The organism is Chryseobacterium defluvii, assembly GCF_014204415.1.
GTDB lineage: Bacteria > Bacteroidota > Bacteroidia > Flavobacteriales > Weeksellaceae > Chryseobacterium > Chryseobacterium defluvii_A.
This window is the reverse complement of record NZ_JACHLE010000001.1, coordinates 1,016,499-1,035,189: the sequence shown is the minus strand read 5'-3', so window position 1 is coordinate 1,035,189 and position 18,691 is coordinate 1,016,499. Positions and strand designations below refer to the sequence as shown.

Annotated in this window: 15 protein-coding genes; 4 read left to right on the top strand and 11 right to left on the bottom strand. The window is 38.6% G+C overall.

The features are described from left to right. The first annotated feature begins 5 nt into the window (after positions 1–5). Positions 6–2,633: a cyanophycin synthetase gene (cphA, locus tag HNP38_RS04665; protein ID WP_184185188.1), complete on the top strand. Its 2,628-nt coding sequence runs from the start codon at positions 6–8 to the stop codon at positions 2,631–2,633. A 52-nt stretch (positions 2,634–2,685) separates the two neighbouring features. Here cphA and HNP38_RS04660 read toward each other — a convergent pair whose 3' ends face one another. From HNP38_RS04660 to HNP38_RS04620, 9 genes are all read right to left on the bottom strand, one after another. Continuing rightward, entirely contained in the window at positions 2,686–3,144 is a 459-nt protein-coding gene (locus HNP38_RS04660; RefSeq protein ID WP_184185185.1) for a hypothetical protein, read from the bottom strand. 172 nt (positions 3,145–3,316) lie between these two features. Beyond that, positions 3,317–4,501, bottom strand: a complete 1,185-nt coding sequence (locus HNP38_RS04655) for a hypothetical protein (RefSeq protein ID WP_184185182.1) — start codon at positions 4,499–4,501, stop codon at positions 3,317–3,319. A gap of 117 nt (positions 4,502–4,618) precedes the next feature. Next, positions 4,619–5,452, bottom strand: a complete 834-nt coding sequence (locus tag HNP38_RS04650; protein WP_184185179.1) for a type 1 glutamine amidotransferase — start codon at positions 5,450–5,452, stop codon at positions 4,619–4,621. 36 nt (positions 5,453–5,488) lie between these two features. Continuing rightward, positions 5,489–6,607, bottom strand: coding sequence for a carboxylate-amine ligase (locus HNP38_RS04645; protein ID WP_184185176.1), 1,119 nt, complete (start codon positions 6,605–6,607; stop codon positions 5,489–5,491). Positions 6,608–6,632: 25 nt separating this feature from the next. Further along, positions 6,633–7,586 carry a RimK family alpha-L-glutamate ligase gene (locus tag HNP38_RS04640; protein WP_184185173.1) on the bottom strand — a complete coding sequence of 318 codons (954 nt, stop codon included), beginning with the start codon at positions 7,584–7,586 and terminating at the stop codon, positions 6,633–6,635. Between the two features lie 58 nt (positions 7,587–7,644). After that, a complete protein-coding gene (locus tag HNP38_RS04635; protein ID WP_184185170.1) occupies positions 7,645–8,358 on the bottom strand; it encodes an alpha/beta hydrolase-fold protein in 714 nt (237 codons plus the stop codon). A 104-nt stretch (positions 8,359–8,462) separates the two neighbouring features. Next, the gene (locus tag HNP38_RS04630; RefSeq protein WP_184185167.1) at positions 8,463–9,674 is read right to left on the bottom strand and encodes an acetyl-CoA carboxylase biotin carboxylase subunit family protein; all 1,212 of its coding nucleotides are present in this window, start codon (positions 9,672–9,674) and stop codon (positions 8,463–8,465) included. Between the two features lie 141 nt (positions 9,675–9,815). After that, entirely contained in the window at positions 9,816–11,231 is a 1,416-nt protein-coding gene (locus HNP38_RS04625) for a leucyl aminopeptidase family protein (protein WP_184185165.1), read from the bottom strand. Between the two features lie 5 nt (positions 11,232–11,236). Next, positions 11,237–12,358: an alpha/beta hydrolase gene (locus tag HNP38_RS04620; protein ID WP_184187574.1), complete on the bottom strand. Its 1,122-nt coding sequence runs from the start codon at positions 12,356–12,358 to the stop codon at positions 11,237–11,239. Positions 12,359–12,569: 211 nt separating this feature from the next. Between HNP38_RS04620 and glgB the strand changes: the two genes are divergently transcribed. From glgB to HNP38_RS04605, 3 genes are read left to right on the top strand one after another with little or no spacing between them, the layout of a single operon-like run. Next, on the top strand, positions 12,570–14,519 hold the full coding sequence (gene glgB / locus HNP38_RS04615; RefSeq protein WP_184185163.1) for a 1,4-alpha-glucan branching protein GlgB: 1,950 nt from the start codon (positions 12,570–12,572) through the stop codon (positions 14,517–14,519). A gap of 1 nt (position 14,520) precedes the next feature. Beyond that, on the top strand, positions 14,521–15,927 hold the full coding sequence (locus tag HNP38_RS04610) for a glycogen synthase (RefSeq protein ID WP_184185161.1): 1,407 nt from the start codon (positions 14,521–14,523) through the stop codon (positions 15,925–15,927). Positions 15,928–15,941: 14 nt separating this feature from the next. Next, complete coding sequence (locus tag HNP38_RS04605) at positions 15,942–17,210, top strand: glucose-1-phosphate adenylyltransferase (protein ID WP_184185159.1); 1,269 nt, start codon at positions 15,942–15,944, stop codon at positions 17,208–17,210. 89 nt (positions 17,211–17,299) lie between these two features. Here the strand turns inward: HNP38_RS04605 and HNP38_RS04600 are convergent, their stop codons facing one another. Both HNP38_RS04600 and HNP38_RS04595 read right to left on the bottom strand, forming a co-directional pair. After that, positions 17,300–18,097, bottom strand: coding sequence for a GLPGLI family protein (locus HNP38_RS04600; protein WP_184185157.1), 798 nt, complete (start codon positions 18,095–18,097; stop codon positions 17,300–17,302). A gap of 20 nt (positions 18,098–18,117) precedes the next feature. Then, positions 18,118–18,477, bottom strand: a complete 360-nt coding sequence (locus tag HNP38_RS04595) for a hypothetical protein (protein WP_184185155.1) — start codon at positions 18,475–18,477, stop codon at positions 18,118–18,120. Between the last annotated feature and the right edge of the window lie 214 nt (positions 18,478–18,691).

Here is an 18,691-nt window from a genome sequence, read left to right as displayed (position 1 = left end):
TGACTATGAAAATCGAAAAGATACAGGCTTTACGCGGACCTAATATTTGGAGTATAAGAAGGAAAAAGCTGATACAGATGAGGCTTGATCTTGAAGAAATGGAAGATTTCCCTACCAATAAAATCGAAGGTTTCCGGGAACGGATAGAAAAACTGATGCCATCCTTAATCACACACAGATGCTCCGAAGGAGTGGAAGGAGGTTTCTTCCACAGGGTAGAAACTGGAACCTGGATGGGACATGTTATTGAGCATGTTGCTTTAGAGATCCAGACCCTGGCGGGAATGGATGTGGGATTCGGAAGAACCCGGGAGACTAAAAGTCCCGGAGTTTACAATGTAGTATTCAATTATCTGGAAGAAAATGCAGGTATTTATGCTGCCGAACAGGCTGTAAAAATTGCGGAAGCTTTGGTTGAAGGAAAAGATTACGATCTGAATGCCTGTATCCAGAAACTGAAAGAGATCAGGGAAAGGGTACGTTTAGGCCCTTCAACGGGAAGTATTGTGGAAGAAGCTGTTTCCAGGAGGATTCCGTGGATAAGGTTAGGGACCAATTCTTTAGTACAGCTGGGGTATGGGGTAAACCAACAAAGGTTTCAGGCTACCATTACCGGGAAAACAAGTTCTATTGCCGTTGATATTGCCTGTAATAAAGAGCTTACGAAAAGAATGCTGCATGATGCTGCTATTCCTGTTCCGTTAGGAGATCTGATCGTGGATGAAGAAGATTTGGAGAGAGTAATCCGGAAGATAGGATACCCCATCGTTTTGAAACCTTTGGACGGAAATCATGGGAAAGGTTCTTCGATCAATGTAAATGATTGGGAAGCTGCCAAAATTGGCCTGCAGCATGCCCAGAAATATTCCAGAAAAGTAATTGTTGAAAAATATATTACCGGATATGATTTCAGGGTGTTGGTGATCAATAATAAAATGGTTGCAGCGGCAAGGAGAGTTCCTGCTCACGTTGTGGGAGACGGTGAACTGAATCTTGAAAAGCTGATAGAAAAAGAAAATAAGGACCCGAGAAGGGGATATGGCCATGAAAATGTCTTAACGGAGATCGAAGTGGATAAAGATACCCTGGAACTTCTTGAAAAATTACAATATACTCTTGAAACCGTTCCTCAAAAAGGAGAGGTGGTTTATTTAAAATCGACGGCAAATCTTTCTACAGGCGGAACTTCTATTGACGTGACCGATATGGTGCATCCCGAGAATGTAACGATGGCAGAAAGAATATCCAAGATCATCGGGCTTGATGTCTGCGGAATCGATATTATGGCGGAAAATCTTACCCAGCCTTTGAAAGAAAGCGGAGGAGCCATTATTGAAGTGAATGCAGCACCGGGTTTCAGGATGCACCTGGCCCCAAGTGAAGGACTGCCAAGAAACGTTGCCGCTCCGGTGGTGGATATGTTGTATCCGCCGGGAAAACCTTATACCATTCCAATCATTGCGGTTACCGGAACTAACGGTAAAACAACGACAACAAGATTGATTTCCCATATCGTTAAAAGTAATGGCTATAGAGTGGGCTTTACTACTTCAGACGGGATCTATATACAAAATACAATGCTTTCCAAAGGGGATACCACAGGCCCGCTTTCTGCAGAATTTATCTTAAAAGACCCTACCGTGGAATTTGCTGTTCTGGAAACTGCAAGGGGAGGGATTTTGCGTGCCGGATTAGGATTTTCACAATGTGATATCGGTGTTCTGACGAATATCAAGGAAGATCACTTGGGACTGAATGACATTCATAACCTGAAAGACCTTGCAAAAGTAAAAAGAGTGGTTCTGGACAGCGTAAAGAAAAACGGATGGAGTGTGATGAACGCAGATGATGAATATTCTATGAAAATCCTGAATGAACTGGACAGTAATGTGGCCATTTTCAGTATGGATGAGAATAATCCTCACATCAGGAAATTTGCAAAGGAAGGGAAAATTACCTGTGTATATGAAGAAGGTTTTGTAACCATTAAAAAAGGAGACTGGAAGATCAGAATAGGAAAGGCAAAGGATTTCCCGATCACTATGGAAGGAAAAGCCAAATTTATGATCCAGAATGTTCTGGCAGCCAGTCTGGCGTCTTATCTTTATGGTTTTGGCATTGAAGATATTTCCAATTCATTGAGGACATTCATTCCAAGTGCCCAGCTTACCCCGGGAAGACTGAATATTTTCAAATTCAAAAATTTCAAGGTACTCATCGATTTTGCCCATAACCCTGCGGGATATGAAGCCATTGAAGATTTCCTCAAAAATATAGAAGCTACTAAGAAGATTGGTATTATTTCAGGAGTTGGAGACAGAAGGGATGAAGATATCAAACTTTGCGGAAAGATCGCCGGAAGGATGTTCGATAATATCATCATCAGAAACGAAAAACATCTTCGCGGAAGAACGGAAGAAGAGATCAACGGGCTGATCATTGAGGGAATACAGTCTTCGGGAAGAGATGTGAGCTATGAAATTATTCCAAAAGAGATCGAGGCCTTAAAGCATGCGATGAGCATGGCGGAAGAAGGCACTTTTATCACGGCCTTAAGCGATGTGATCTCTAATGCGATCGATCTTGTGCAGGAATACCAGACAAGAGAGTTGCAGGAAGACAATAAGATTTAAACGCAATATTGCATCATAAAAAAACCTCCGAATTTTCGGAGGTTTTATTTTTTTAGACTCTATTCCATTTTTTTTCTATTTTCCGCATATCTATCAGATAGAAAATCAAAGGAATCAATTCCAGCCTGATGCTAAACTTAATCGCATCGGAGATGAAAGGAATAATCATCATCATAGCCGAGCATATAATAATACCTGCAACAGCGTCAATGATTGCTGCTTTTGGGGCCCAATCCTGTTCAAACCAGAGTCCGTAAGCCACAATGCCTTTGCAGATCATTAAAATACTAACGATAAGTCCGGAGATTGTATAAGGATGATTAGCCTCAATGCCATAAATTGATAATTCTACATCGTCCATAAAAAGCCCGCACAGGAAGATCAAAACAGCAATGCTTCCCATGATCAAAAATATCCATAAAAATATCTTGATCCATAACGGGAGCAGGCTTCTTCTCCGTATGGGACCGGTTTTTACATCAAACTCTTCAAATGCTGATTGTTCTTCCATATTATCTTAGTTTTTTAGATGCTTCGACTTTGCTCAGCATGACAGGGAAATTATAAATTATAGATTTTAAATTTTAGATGAGAAGTGATTTATCGTTCATCAATTATCTTTTATCAATTATTCTGTGTCATGCTGAGCAAAGTCGAAGCATCTAAATTATATAAATCAGATTTTATTCTTCACCAAAAAAGGCATTGGAACCTCCGATCCAGATAGCATCTTTCTTATTGAAATCTACATTCACCATAGCTGCTTTGGTCATTCTTCCAAGATTTTCAAGAAGAACAGGTCTTTCGTCATTTTCTTTCCAGATATATAACAAACGGATTTCTGCTTTTGAAAATTCACCGTTGATATCCTCAAGAATTGGTTCATAGGTTACTTTTCTCTGTAAAATGTAGTTTTCTTTATCTTCAATGGCGTCTGTAACCTCCTTTGTCGGGTTCAGGTTAACTCCGCTTCCTGCAAAGGAGAATAAGGGTTTTAAAACAAAATTCTCAAGGTTTTCATTTTCCGGGAACTCATGCAGGAAATAGCTTTTTGGAATAAACTGATGTTGCAATAATGGTAAAAGGAATTTTGAAACCTTAAAGAACCAGTTCGGATGGGTGATCCATTTTATATCAATATCATCACGGAAATCAAATTCAGTGGTAAGATCCGGGATCCTGTCCAGCTCATCAAAGATCACACGGTTATAGATCCTTTTAATCTCTATAAGTTTTCCGTCATTCTCATAGTAGAGTTTGTTTCCCTGTTTTTTTACTTTGGTCAGGCAGACCGTTTTAATTCCTAATAACCTTTCGGTAAGCGCAAAATCAATGCCTGTTTTCTGCCTCTCCGGGAAAATTTCTAAAAGAATGACATTTTCAGGATCCTCATCCCCAACGATTACCTCTTTCAGGTAGTTTCTTAATTCCTCGTAAGGCATTTTATTCCTGATCTCATTGAGGAAAGGATACAATTCGCAGAATGTATCTTCATACACCTGCTGGAAGGCATACAGAGACGGGAAAGCCTGCAGTTCTATAAGCTGCGGTTCTATTTCACCTTTTTCATTTTTGCAGATACCAAAATCTATCGTAAGGAAATGAGGCTGTTTCGTATCATTGGGAACTTTACAGTTTTCAGGGATGGACTTATCCAGTGTTTCAGGAGGTAAGGATTTGATCTGGTCTATAATGCTCTCACAGGCATCAATAAGTTTGCCTTCAAATTCTTTTGTAAGGAAGATCGGGCTTTCAGAAATTCTGAAAGCAGGCTCTAAGCCGCTTTTTTGCTTCAGTATCTGTTTAAACTGATCGTATTTTTCGTAAGTGAATTCCTGGTTAAATTGTTTCCGGTATTTTGGTATCATAATTTTTTCTTTGTGATTTTAAAAAATCGAGCAAATTTGCTCGATTTCTGTATTTAAATAGTTTATTTTTTAGATGCTTCGTAGTTCATGAAGTACCTATTTTATTAAGCTAAGCTTCTAAGCCATTACAGCAAACCCTTTTAAAATGTTCTTTTTGGCAAACTGTAAAAATCTTGGAAGTATCTGAGCCTGGGTAAGGATAATCTTATCTTCATCATCCATTCTGTCTAAGGTTTCAAGATACTTTTCCATTCCGAAATTTTCTATCATGGCTTCCTTGTTCTTTTCATCCTTCAGGTTTTCGACCATGCCTGCAGGGTTGGCCTCAGGATGGAACTGTGTTCCAAAGATCTCATCAGAAAAACGAATAGCCATTACCGCCCTCTCTAAATTGATGTGCGGACGGAATTTTTCGATCGCCACGATCTTCATTCCCAATTCTTCAAAACGCTCATAGTTGGGTTCAATAAACTGGTACGCTCTTGAATCCACAGCATAAAAAGGATCCGGAAGGTTTCTGAATAAAAACTCCTGTTCGCCTTCTTCTGTTTTATGAACCGGCATTACTCCGAAAGAATAAGATTTTCTTTTGCATATATTACCCAGATCCCAATGAATACTCGCCAACTGGAATGAGTGGCATATTAGGAACAGATACTTTTTATCCTCGTTGTATTTATTGTGTTCGAAAACCGTATCCAGAAAATTCGCAAATTTATCTTCCCATTCAAAACCTTCCCTGTGCGGCGTTCCGGGACCTCCCGAAGAAATAAAAATATCAAAATCCTCAATATTCGGAATTTCATTTTTATGCCTTACATCGAACGTTTTAATGGTTACATTCTCATCAGAACTTAGCTGGAACGCTTCAGAAATTTCTTTAATGTTTCGGAAACCCTGATTGACATGATTGTTGTTCATATCCAACAAAGCGATTCTAATATCTTTCATACTTACTTCTAATTTCCTGCAAAGTTACCAAAAAAATTATGAAGCCGTTTCGCCATGTGTTATGCCAAACTCAGTTTCTGAGATCATATAGTCTACAACCTTGGCAAGATCCCCTGTTTCATTGAATACTTTAAGCTGTCGGTCAGCTCCGGTTCCGTTTTCAAGGATTGTCCAGGCATATTCCACTTCTTTTCTGCATCCCAGCTCATCCACTACATCATCAATAAATTCAAGGAGTTCTTTTAAAAGGTCAGGATAAGGCACGGATTCTTCTTTCCCGAAATCGATCAGGTGAGCTTCGATTCCGCTTTTGGAAGCCCTCCATTTATTTTCGTTAAGCAAGAGCCTTCTATAGCTTCTGAAACTTAAATTCTGCTGATGAAGTTTATATATCTTGGCTACAAGGCTCTGCATAATAGCTGCCAAACAAACCGTTTCGTCAATTCTTAGCGGCATGTCACAGATCCTGAATTCAATGGTAGGGTAGAACGGGTGTACACGAAGATCCCACCAGATCTTTTTGGCATTATCTATCGTTCCTGTTTTTACCAGAAGATCCACATAGCTGTCAAACTCGGCAAGGGAATTAAAGTAGCTTGGTATTCCTGTTCTCGGGAATTTTACAAAAATTTCCTGTCTGTAAGACTTAAACCCGGTGTTTCTTCCGATCCAAAAAGGAGAATTCGTGGAAAGGGCATATACGTGAGGCAGAAAATAACGCATTACATTTTGAATCCTTACGCCTTCCTCACGATTCGGAATCCCGATATGAACGTGAAGTCCGAAAATAAGATTTCCCCGTGCTACATCACCCATATCATCCACGATCTTGATATAACGTTCTCCGTTGGTGATCGTATTATGTTCCCAATTTGAAAACGGGTGTGTACCCCCTCCTGAAACGCGAAGTCCCTGTTCGTGGGCTGTGTTGATAAGGTGTCTTCTTAAATTGGTAAGCTCTGCTTTGGCTTCCTGTATATTCTGACAAATGCCGGTTTCCATCTCGATCATGGATTCATGCATTTCGTGTTTTAAATTTTCACTTAAAACCGCTTTTCCGCCTTCAATGATTTTCGAAACATGAGAGACAAGATCCCTGCTCTCAACATCAATAATTTGATATTCTTCTTCGATTCCGATAGTAAATTGATGCATTTTTTTTGTGTTTTATTTTCTTAATTTATTTTGCTGAATCTTTTACAAAAGTTCCCCAAGAGATATTTGGTTTTCCCGGAACATATTCTTTAGCTTTTTCAATAGCCAATTTTGCAGAATGTTCCACAATCCAGGCAAAGTTTTCTTCTCCTACCGAATTCTTGTCTGCATCCGGTGCAGGGTTACAGAAATCGATCGCATAAGGAATACCGTCTCTTACTGCAAATTCCACCGTATTGAAATCATATCCTAAAGCCTCATTCATTTTGATCGTGTAATCATGAATGGTCTTTAATAATTTTTCCAGATCTTCACCCTGCGTTTGGTGAGTCGTAGCATATCTCAGGTGATGTGGATTTCTTGGCTCATAAGGCATAATATGCACATATTTTTTACCTAAGCAGTACACTCTGTAATAATCCTGGAAAACGATCTCTTCCTGAACCATCATGACAAGCTGTTCCGTTTCACCTAATTTATTCCACATATCTTCAGCGTTCTCCACTCTGTACACGTTTCTCCATCCACCGCCGTCGTGAGGTTTCATATAAGCAGGAAAGCCTATATAATTGAATATATAATCCCAGTCATGAGGAAATTTCAGGTTTCTGAATGAAGTTTCCGAAGTATTGGTAGGTCTTTCATGTGATGGTAACAAAACTGTTTTTGGAAGTGGAATTCCCAGTTTAGACATCAGTGCATTATTGAAGAATTTCTCATCAGCACTCCACCAGAACGGGTTATTGATCACATAAGTTCCGTTAACTGCTGCATTTTTAAGGTAAGCTCTGTAAAAAGGAACATCTTGCGAAATTCTGTCGATAATTACTGCATAGCCATAGTCAGCGCCTTGTTCCAGTTTGTCGATACTTACAGGTTCTGCTATAACTTCTCCGCCGCCTAATTCATTTACCTTGTCAATAAATGCCCAAGGAAATGTATCTTCCATTCCGAATAGAATTCCCACTTTTTTTGCCATAATTTTTTGTTTTTTAATGTTGTATTTAATGTTTAGATATTATTTCAGTTTTAAAAGTTTAGGAGAAGAAGGATCCTATAAATGTTGGGAAAACCATTCTCCATAGTGGCCAATCATGATTGATCCATTTTCTTTCATCATACCAGAAATCAATTCCTTTTGATTTTAAGATCCCTGCCATTTCCAGGTTTTTATCCTTGCATATATCCTGATCTGAGGTACTTAAAACAATATGCATATGTTTGTATTTCCAGGCTTCATCATTTCTTACAAATTCCCGAGGGCAGTTAAAATAAACCAGCTCATCGGAATAGCCGTCCATAAAATTCCGGATGCTGAAAGCCCCGGACAGGCAGAATAAATGCGAAACCACATCCGGAAACCTGAATGCGAAGTTGGCAGCATGGTACCCTCCAAAACTGGCTCCTGCAACAGCAACGCGATGGGTCTGATGAAGCTTCTGAATGTAAGGGACAAATTCTTCGATCAGAAATCTTACATAGAGTTCATAATTTTTTATCCTTTGCTGCGGGGAGATCTTTTCATCGTAAAAGCTCCAGCCGTCAATGGTCTGAACATTATATAGTTTAACTTTTCCCTGTTCTATAAACCAATTAATACTTCCATTAAGGTGGAAATCATGGTTTTGTGTGTATTGTCCCTGAGAAGTCGGAAACATAATGATAGGATATCCGTAATGTCCGGTTACTTCTACTTTAAGGCTTGTTCCTAATATATGTGAATAATAGTCTGTATGTTCTATTTGAGGCATATTTTATTTATAAATGATAATTGATTAATGATGATTGATATTTTGAGTCATGAATAATAAATAATTTTGCTAACTCTTAACTCTTAACTCTTAACTCTTAACTCTTAACTCGTTGGTCTGTCTTTAGGAGGAAGGATATTAAGTAGTTCCGAGTGAATTTTTTCAGCAGCATAATCCAATCTTTCCTGTACAATGGCAGAATCGTTGGATTTGTAAACAATTCCCACATGATAATCTATCGGGAGAAATTTTACAACCTCTTCGCATTTAAATTCATTATAATCGGGTTCTTTGTCTTTGATCAAAGCTACGATGAGCCCCGAATAATATCCTGTAGGTTTAGAAACCTCGTAGTTCTTACCCCTTAAAAGTGCGTCTTCAATTTTTGCCCATTCTCTCCAGATATTAATGTTGCTGGAAGCTTCTACCAGATCCGGGATATGGGCTCCTCCGACTCTTGAAGAAGTTTCCAGGAAATACCACTTTCCGTCATCTTTACCGCGGATGAATTCCGTATGCGTTGCTCCATTCATCAATCCGAAGCTGGAAATAACTTTTGCATTTACCTGCTCCAGGGACTTGAATTCATCAGAATATCTCCCTAAAGTTTTGCTTCTGAAAACACCCCCTTCATGAGAAACCTGCATAGGTGGTGCCAGATATTTTGAAGCGGATGTGAAGACAATGTCTTTATTGAATGTTAAGCTGTCCACATGATAAACATCGCCCGGTTTAAAACTTTCCAATAAGAACATATGCCGTTCTTCTCCAAGCGTATCCAAAGCTTCCCAAAGCTGTTCTTTGGAAGTCAGTTTTTTAATTCCAGATGCAGATGCTTCTGAACGCGGTTTTAAAACCCAAGGAGCAGGAACGTTATCAGTAAACTCGTTAACTTCATCATTGTTGAAAACCGCAGTGAATTCCGGTACACTGATCCCGGAATCTTTAGCCTTCTGTCTCATCGCCAGTTTATCCCTGAAATAACGATGCGTAGTCTGTCCCATTCCCGGAATACGGAATGTTTCCCGGATAAGGGCTGCTTTTTCTACATCGTAATCATCCAGCGCGATCACGGCATCTACTTTTCTGGTCTGCATCAGGTGGGAAAATCCTTGTACCAGATGATCCATATTCCAGACAGACGGCTTTACCTCGGGCATGTAGAATACCTCATCAATGGCATGCCAAGGCCAGTCTTTTTCTTTAAGATTTTCGGATGTTACTAAAATAATCTTATTACCGAGCTTCTTCATTTCATTCATGAAATCATAGCCCTTGTAATAGCACGAAATACATACTATTGTTTTCTCCTCCATACAATGTTTTTTAAATTTTGATGAATTTTCAAAAATAAAATCAAATTTTTATTAAATTTTTAATGCTAAAATTTGAAATATGATGAGCTTTTGAAAATTTATATATCAATTATACAGAGAATTTTTGTAATAAACTAATTTTTAGTGATAATTTTCGATTAAATCCGTTAATAATTGTACCCCGAAACCGGTAGCTGCTTTTTCTTTGGCATAATTTGTGTTTCCAAAAGCAACTCCTGCTATATCTAAATGTGCCCATTTAGGATGGTTTTCAATGAATTGCTCCAGGAATTTGGCGGCAATGATACAATCACCTATTGGTTTCATGGAAATATTCTTAAGATCGGCCACATCAGACTGAATATCATCTTTCCATACATCCCACAGCGGAAGATTCCATAATCTCTGATTGGTTTTATCTCCGGTTTTGATCAAAAGATTTTTCAATTCTTCATTATTTGAAAATAAAGCCCCGCAGGTATCCCCGAACATTCTTACCGAACTGCCCGTTAAAGTGGCAAGATCAATAATAAGGTCCGTTTTGTAATTTTTGGCGAGATAGGAAAGGCCATCGGCTAAAATCATTCTTCCTTCCGCATCAGTATTCAGTACTTCTATGGTTTTTCCGTTATAAGCAGTAATCACATCACTTGGAAGAAAGGCATTTTCCGAAATAGCATTGTCTGTGATCGGTAAAACAGCAATAATATTAACGGGAAGCTTCATTTCTGAAGCACAGATCAAAGCTCCCAAAACGGCTGTAGCGCCTCCCATGTCGGATTTCATATAATGCATATTGTCCGGATTTTTCAATGAAACTCCTCCGGTATCAAACAATACGCATTTTCCGACTAATCCGAAAGTTTTGGCTTTTTTAACGTCTGTTTTATATTCCAGGATAGTGAAAGCAGCATCGTAAGCGCTTCCCTGATTGACGGAAAGATAGGCGCCCAGGCCAAGCTCTTCGCATTTTTTCCGGTTGAAAACGGTATATTTTAGGTGATGCTTTTTGGCAAGAGCTTTAAGATAGGTATTGAAAATATCAGGTTTTTTAAGATTGGCAGGTTTATTCAGCCATTCCTGGCAGGCAATTTGTCCGTTACTTATGGCTTCAGCTCTCAGAATGACCTGGTCCAGTTTTTTCTGGCTCAGGCTTTCAAAGTGAATTTCAAATTTAGTATTCCAGAAGGGATGGTTTTTTTCGAAAGGGTAGTTGTATGTCCCGATCAGAAGCCCTTTTACAAACTCCTCGAATTGTTTTTCATTGAGGAAATCGGCAAGAACCAAAGTGGGAGCGGCCTGTAAACCTTTTTTCTGGGTTTGTGAAAACTTATTGGCTACTTGTTGGATTTCAAAATTCTCCAGCGTAGATTTTCCAAGACCGATAAAGTAAGTAATCCCATCTTCATCGGTATTGATGAAAACTTCGTGCTTCTTTCCGGTAAAAAAAGTGGAGATATTTTTATTGAATTTTTTATTTGCTTTAGTCCATTCTTCTTCTGTGAATAAATGGAAGATTTGAGTATATTTTTTATTTTTTTTGTTGATTAGTTTCATAGATATTAATTTTTGATACTTTTCTGTTGTGGTTTTACCTCAACAGGGTTTTCTTTATTGTCGTAGAAGAGCCATTCGATTGCTCTCGGGAATTCCTGAGACCAGTAGAATTCACTATGTGTACCTTCCGGGTTAATATTCGTTTTAAATTCAAAATCAAAAAGATTTTTTTTCTCCCATCTTTTCAAATAATCTTCGAAAAGGTGAATTCTTTTGACCATCTTGGAGCCTTCCTGCCCGCCGCCGTATAAATATATTTTCATTTTGAAGGGTGCCCGGAAATTCATCATAGGGAAGTTATTATTCGGTTCTACCCAAAGAGAAGGGGAGAAGATCAATAATTTAGAGTAGACTTCCGGATAAAGGAATCCACTGTAAATGCTGATCAAAGCTCCTAAAGAACTGCCTCCGATGCCGGTGTTGTCCCTGTCTTTTTTGGTTCTGTAATTTTCATCTATGAACGGTTTCAGGGTATCTGTAATAAAGCGGATGTATTTCTTCCCTTCAGAGCCGTTGGCCACATTGTCATTATCGAAAATGTATTCTTTGATCCTTTCCTCACTTCCGTGCTCAATGGCAATAATGATCACATCTCCACGGTCGTATTCTGCAAGGATGGAGAGCTTTTTATCGATCTCCCAGTTCCCATAGCCGCTTCCTTCATTGAACAGGTTCTGTGCATCCTGAAGATACAAAACGGGATAAGCTTTATTGGAAACATAATAATCATAAGGCAGAAGCGCCCATACTTTCCGGTAACGGTCAAGCTGGGGAATATAAAATTCTTCCGAAATAATTTCTGCAAGGGGAAAATACTCCTTTTTAAAAGGTCCCCAGTTGAGCCTCCATTTTTCCACACTATCAGAAACCCTGCCTTTTGATTTTTCGGTTTTCCGATTGGGAGTAATGTTCCCGTATTTGTCCAGTTCCACATTTTCCCAGCCCCCTTTGGTAAATTTATAATCTATATTGGGAGATAGAAGGCTGTCATCAATTTCAATAGAATAGCTGCCGGTATCTGATTGTTTAAGTTGAAAGTTGCTGTCTTTAGGATTCCAGTTGTTGAAATTTCCCGTGATATACACAGGCCTGTCGTCATTTTCTTCTGTATAAAGGTCGAACCTCATCATGCGTGTTTAAAAAAATTAAACGCTAAATTTATAAAAAATCTTTTTATGTGGATTATTTAAAATCATAAAAACTATGAATGAAAAAATTATATATTTGGTAAACTGGCAAAGAAAAGGAATTAACATAATAATTATTTCAATAATAATTAATGCGTGTTGCCAATATTTTTTGTAGTTTCATGAAAATATAATATTAAGTCCAATCCTGATGATTTCAGTTAAAACCTATACACTTTTTACAGATCATGATGTTTACCTTTTTAAAGAAGGCAGGCATTATAAACTGTTTGAAAAGTTCGGGGCACATTCTGTGGAGAAAGATGGGATTCATGGAGTTTATTTCTCAGTTTGGGCGCCTCATGCAAAAAAAGTTTCTGTAATAGGGAATTTCAATAACTGGAATCATAAAGATCATATTCTATATCCCAGATGGGACGAATCAGGAATCTGGGAAGGCTTTATTGCAGGTCTTACATGGGGAACTTTATACAAATATGCTATTGAAACCGCTTACGGAGAAATTTTGGAGAAAAGTGATCCTTATGCCTTAAGCTGGGAACAGAACATACAGGCCGCTTCTTTGGTTTCTACGACATGGTACGAGTGGGAAGACCGGGAGTGGCTTCAAAACCGCTGGAAAAAAAACAGTCTGGATGCTCCTGTTTCCGTATATGAGCTGCATTTAGGTTCATGGGTAAGGGAGGGGGATGCCCCTGAAACATTCCTGAATTACAGGGATGTTGCTAAAAAAATAGTCCCTTATATCAAAGAAATGGGTTTTACTCATGTGGAATTCATGCCGGTGATGGAATATCCGTATGACCCGAGCTGGGGATACCAGATCACGGGATTTTATGCGGCAACCTCACGTTTCGGTTCACCGCAGGATCTGATGCACCTTATTAATGAGCTTCATAAAAATGATATCGGAGTTATTTTAGACTGGGTTCCGTCCCATTTTCCAGGAGATGCTAACGGATTGCATCGTTTTGACGGCTCTTTTCTGTATGAACATGAAGACCCCAGAAAAGGCTTTCATCCGGACTGGAAATCCCATATTTTCAATTACGGAAGAAATGAAGTGAAATCTTTCCTTATTTCAAACGCCATGTTCTGGCTGGAGCGCTACCATGCGGATGGCCTTCGCGTAGATGCGGTCACTTCCATGTTGCATCTGGATTATTCGAGGAATGAAGGGGAATGGGAACCTAACATTTATGGCGGAAACGTAAACCTCGAAGCCAAAGCTTTTTTGCAGGAATTCAATACAGCTGTTTATAAAGAATTTGGAAATAACATTATTACAATAGCAGAAGAAAGTTCGGATTTTCCTAAGCTGACAAAGCCGATTCATGAAGGCGGGGTAGGCTTCGGTATGAAATGGATGATGGGGTGGATGCATGATACCCTGGATTATTTCAAGGAAGATCCTATTCACAGGAAATACCATCATCATAAACTCACCTTTGCCTCCATGTATATGTATAATGAAAATTACATGATGCCTTTATCTCATGATGAGGTGGTTCATGGAAAAGCAAGCCTGATCTATAAAATGGTGGGAGATGAATGGCAGAAATTTGCCAATCTTCGGGCATTATATGTGTACATGTACACCCATCCGGGGGCCAAGCTTCTGTTTATGGGAGATGAATTTGGGCAGACTAACGAGTGGAACTTTACCCGGAGTTTAGACTGGCATTTATTACAGTATCCGGTTCATAAAGGCGTGCAGACGCTTGTAAAGGATCTTAACCATATCTACAGGTATGAGCCTGCCTTTTATGAAAATCAGTATAATCCGGACGGTTTTGAGTGGGTGGAGGCCAATGATGAAAATAATTCAATTTACGTATATTTAAGGAAGGGTAAAAAAAAGGATGATGCCTTTATGGTAGTGTTAAATTTAACACCACGTGTGCTGGACTATAAAATAGGAGTGAATGCAGCCTCCCATTGGGAAGTTTTTTTCAGTTCCGATGATGAACGGTATAAAGGAAGCGGAATAAAACCTGAGATCCTTAAGGAAGAATACGGGCAATGGATGGGGCATTCAAAATCGATCACCCTGAAACTGCCGCCTCTTGCCGGGATTATTTTAAAACAGAAAAAAGACAAGAAATATAAATTACAAAGGATTAAATTACACAAAAGATAAAATGATTGTTTATCATCTCAGTACGGAATGTTATCCGGTGGCAAAAGTAGGCGGCCTGGCGGATGTTGTAGGATCGCTGCCTAAATATCAGAATAAAATAGAAGGAGTAGAGGCCAAGGTGGTAATGCCGTGGTACAATAAGGCTTTCTTTTATGATCATGAGTTTGACATCGTTTTTGATGGATTTATTCATCAGGGATCCAATATGCTTCAGGTTCAGGTGATGAAAGAAAAAGCCGATATATTGGGCTTTGAACTGTATATGGTTAAAATTCCGGGGCTTTTAGACAGGGATAATCCTTACGGGTATCAGGACGAAAGCTTTCAGTTCCTGGCTTTTCAGCACGGAGTTCTGCATTGGCTGAGTGCGATGCAGATCCGTCCGGACATTCTGCATTGCCATGATTATCATACGGGATTAGTGCCCTTTATGATCGAAAATTGCCCGGAATTTAGTTTCCTGAAAGGGGTAAAAACGATCGGAACTATCCACAATGGAGAGTATCAGGGAATGATGAGCTGGAATATGGCCCATTATATGCCTTCTTTTGATGCATGGAAATGGGGGCTTCTGGATTGGAACGGATTCATCAATCCGCTGGCATCTATGATCAAATGTTCTGATGCTTTTACTACCGTTTCGGAAGGGTATCTGGAAGAGCTTTATATAGCCTTCCGTGGACTGGAAAGCCTGGTGCGGCAGGAATTCGGAAAAGCTTACGGGATCATCAACGGTATTGATGCGGAAGTATGGAACCCTGAAACCGATCCTATGCTGGATTTTAATTTTAACATCAAAAATGCGGTTAAGCAAAAAAAGAAAAATAAGGAGAAGCTCTGCAAAGAATACGGTCTGAGGCCTGACCTTCCTTTGTTTGCCTTTATCGGAAGATTTGCTACGGAAAAAGGTGCCGACCTGTTGCCGGAAATGGTCTGGAGAAGCATCAAGCAGAGTTATGGAGCCTTAAATATCATGATCCTGGGCTCCGGAAATACCTATATAGAGAATAAGCTGAAAGAATATAACTATACTTATAGCAACTTTGCTTTGGACTTAGGATATAAAGAACATCTTTCGCATAAAATATATGCTTCGGCAGATTTTTTATTAATGCCTTCAAGAGTGGAACCCTGTGGTCTTAACCAGATGTACTCAATGAGGTATGGGACTGTTCCGGTGGTACGGTATACGGGTGGATTGAGAGATACGGTGGAAGATGTTTCTACAGGCGGGGCCGGGTTGAATTTTACCTATCCGGGAGTAGATGACATTATCCATGCTATCAATAGGGGGATCGGTCTGTATAATCAGAAAGATGTCATGGAAAATCTTATCCGCGCCAATATGCAGTTTGATTTTGCATGGGAGAAATCTGCCGAAAAATATATAGATTTATACAATAAATAAAACGCAACATACTTATGAAGCACAATGTTATTTCCATTGTTTTGGGAGGAGGTAGAGGAACCAGGCTTTTTCCGTTAACCTATTCAAGGTCGAAGCCAGCCGTTCCCATTGCCGGAAAATACAGGTTGGTGGATATACCGATTTCAAATTGTTTAAATTCAGGATTAAATAAGATCCTGGTTCTTACACAGTTTAATTCAGCATCTTTAAATTCACATATTAAGAATTCTTACCATTTTGATATCTTCAGCAAAGGATTTGTAGATATTTTAGCTGCTGAACAGAATGTAGAGAACGACAGCTGGTATCAGGGGACGGCAGATGCTGTCCGCCAGTCTATGAAGCATCTTGACAAATATGATTATGAGTATATTCTGATTCTTTCGGGAGATCAGCTCTATCAGATGGATTTCAGGCAAATGCTGGATTTTCATATTGAAAAAGGGGGAGACGTTACTATTGCTACCATCCCCGTAAACGCAAAAGATGCCACAGGTTTTGGAATATTGAAATCCGATGATGATGGTAACATCACGTCTTTCGTTGAAAAACCGGGTTTTGATATGCTGGGTGACCTGAAATCCGAAGTTTCCGAAGAAAATAAGCATAAAGGAAAAGAGTATTTAGCCTCAATGGGAATCTACATCTTCACCAGGAATATCCTTAAAAAGATGTTTGAAGAAGGGGCCGGAGACGATTTCGGGAAGGATATCATTCCAAGCTCAATAGGAAAGTACACCACCCTAAGCTATCAGTTTGAAGGATACTGGACAGATATAGGAACCATAGAATCTTTCTATGAGGCCAATTTAGACCTGTGCCAGGATTTTCCGCAGTTCAATTTATTCTCTTCTTCACCGGTTTATACCAGGGCAAGGATGCTTCCGCCGTCTAAGATCAACGGGTCTTATGTAAGCAAAGCCGTTTTTGGGGACGGATGCATCATTATGGCGGATAAGATTGAAAATTCAGTGATCGGAAATAGGACAAGGATCGATAAAGGCAGCACCATTGTAAATTCCTATGTAATGGGCGCTGATTTTTACCAGAAAACTACAGAAATTGTAATGAACGACAGAAAAGGCCGTCCCAATATGGGAATCGGGAAATACTGTTACATAGAAAAGGCCATTCTGGATAAAAACTGCTATATCGGAGACAATGTAAGGATCATTGGCGGGAAGCACCTGCCGGATGGTGACTTTGGAACCCATTCTGTGCAGGACGGAATTGTGGTAGTGAAAAAAGGAGCTGTGGTTCCTCCGGGTACACATATCGGGTGATAGCTAAAGAGTAGGGAAGCTGGAAGTAGGGAGTTATTGAAGACGACAAAGAATAAACAAAAATCCCCAACGCAAGAAGGGGATTTATTTTAATCTAAAAGGTTATTTTCCTTTACTTTAATTGATTCTTGTTTTTCTATTTTTATTTCCTTTCCATCTGGCCCTATTGCTTTGTATTTAGATTCGTGATTACTCGTATTAGGATCTATAACATATTCTTTCCTTTTTTTCAAAAATTGGGATTTACTCACATCATATACCGAAGCATATTTAAGAGGCTCAATTAATTCCTTCACTTTTGCAATTTCAACAGCATTTATCTTTATTGTTTTTTCTTCGTTATAAACTTCTAAAATTAAACCATTTAATCCTTTAAATCTAAAAGGTCCTTCAGGGATGGGTATTGATGGGCTGTACCAAGCATAATATACTTTTCCTGTATCTGAGGTTGCTTTAGCTAAATTACATGAATAAGTGAGAATGGTTTTTTGTTTATCTTTTATAAGCTCCCATTTTAGGTCTGGTTCTTCATACCTGTATAAATCTTTCCTTCCTATCGGAAGTGTAACAATTACTTTATCACCCTCTTTATAGGTGCTGCTTTTAGATTTCGGATAACTGTTGATAGGAAGTTGCCCATAATTACCTCTATTACTACGGAGGTAATTATAAAAAGTCTTAGCGGTTTCATCTGCATAAATAGATCTATCTGCATTACATAGTAGCGAGTAACTGAAAACAGAAGCTTCATTTTCATTTCTCAATAAAGCGGAATCAGATACCATAATCATATAATAACGTACTTTAAGATCAGATACATCATTCTGTTTTTGAGAAAACAACACTGTATATAAAACAACAGAGATAAGAATCAATATTTTTTTCATTGAGCTAATTTACGTATTATTTAAACTCTTTCTTTTACCCCAGAAGTATTCATCATTTTGATAAATGTAAAATTATTAACAGGCTTTTCTCCATGAAGTTTACAAATTTGGTTATTCATGGTTATCACTTCATCTATGTAATTCTCGTATTGCTCATCGGTCATGTTTTGTATTGCAATATCAGAAGTCATATTAAACGTCCAACCACAGGTAGACTGGTAAAGATAATGCCATTTCAATTCCCCCAAATTTTTTGTGCTTTTTTCAATTTTCACAACACTTAAATTGGAAAGGTCAAGAGAATTTAATTTGGCTTCAGAATTTTTCGCACTAATTAATCCGGCAACTCCTAAAGTTGCAATTACTAAAACTTTTTTCATGATATGATTTTTTTTAAATTAAAGTGTGAATATATACATTAATTCAATAGATCATGAATAATTTTTATTATATTAATTTGTATAAAATTATATTTATAATTACCAATATTTATTTAAAACTTTTGTGCCTTTTATTGTTAAAACTTTGAAGAAACTTTAAGCAATTTTAACATACAACTATAATGGCCAACATATTGGTCACTTTTTTTATTTG

What these genes read in the sequence shown, in the direction of transcription:
- HNP38_RS04650 (WP_184185179.1), bottom strand. Translation starts at nt 5,452, where the DNA reads ATGAAAGATATTAGAATCGCTTTGTTGGATATGAACAACAATCATGTC.
- HNP38_RS04660 (WP_184185185.1), bottom strand. Translation starts at nt 3,144, where the DNA reads ATGGAAGAACAATCAGCATTTGAAGAGTTTGATGTAAAAACCGGTCCC.
- HNP38_RS04600 (WP_184185157.1), bottom strand. Translation starts at nt 18,097, where the DNA reads ATGAAAAAAATATTGATTCTTATCTCTGTTGTTTTATATACAGTGTTG.
- HNP38_RS04620 (WP_184187574.1), bottom strand. Translation starts at nt 12,358, where the DNA reads ATGAGGTTCGACCTTTATACAGAAGAAAATGACGACAGGCCTGTGTAT.
- HNP38_RS04655 (WP_184185182.1), bottom strand. Translation starts at nt 4,501, where the DNA reads ATGATACCAAAATACCGGAAACAATTTAACCAGGAATTCACTTACGAA.
- HNP38_RS04635 (WP_184185170.1), bottom strand. Translation starts at nt 8,358, where the DNA reads ATGCCTCAAATAGAACATACAGACTATTATTCACATATATTAGGAACA.
- cphA (WP_184185188.1), top strand. Translation starts at nt 6, where the DNA reads ATGAAAATCGAAAAGATACAGGCTTTACGCGGACCTAATATTTGGAGT.
- HNP38_RS04605 (WP_184185159.1), top strand. Translation starts at nt 15,942, where the DNA reads ATGAAGCACAATGTTATTTCCATTGTTTTGGGAGGAGGTAGAGGAACC.
- HNP38_RS04645 (WP_184185176.1), bottom strand. Translation starts at nt 6,607, where the DNA reads ATGCATCAATTTACTATCGGAATCGAAGAAGAATATCAAATTATTGAT.
- HNP38_RS04610 (WP_184185161.1), top strand. Translation starts at nt 14,521, where the DNA reads ATGATTGTTTATCATCTCAGTACGGAATGTTATCCGGTGGCAAAAGTA.
- HNP38_RS04625 (WP_184185165.1), bottom strand. Translation starts at nt 11,231, where the DNA reads ATGAAACTAATCAACAAAAAAAATAAAAAATATACTCAAATCTTCCAT.
- HNP38_RS04630 (WP_184185167.1), bottom strand. Translation starts at nt 9,674, where the DNA reads ATGGAGGAGAAAACAATAGTATGTATTTCGTGCTATTACAAGGGCTAT.
- HNP38_RS04595 (WP_184185155.1), bottom strand. Translation starts at nt 18,477, where the DNA reads ATGAAAAAAGTTTTAGTAATTGCAACTTTAGGAGTTGCCGGATTAATT.
- glgB (WP_184185163.1), top strand. Translation starts at nt 12,570, where the DNA reads ATGATTTCAGTTAAAACCTATACACTTTTTACAGATCATGATGTTTAC.
- HNP38_RS04640 (WP_184185173.1), bottom strand. Translation starts at nt 7,586, where the DNA reads ATGGCAAAAAAAGTGGGAATTCTATTCGGAATGGAAGATACATTTCCT.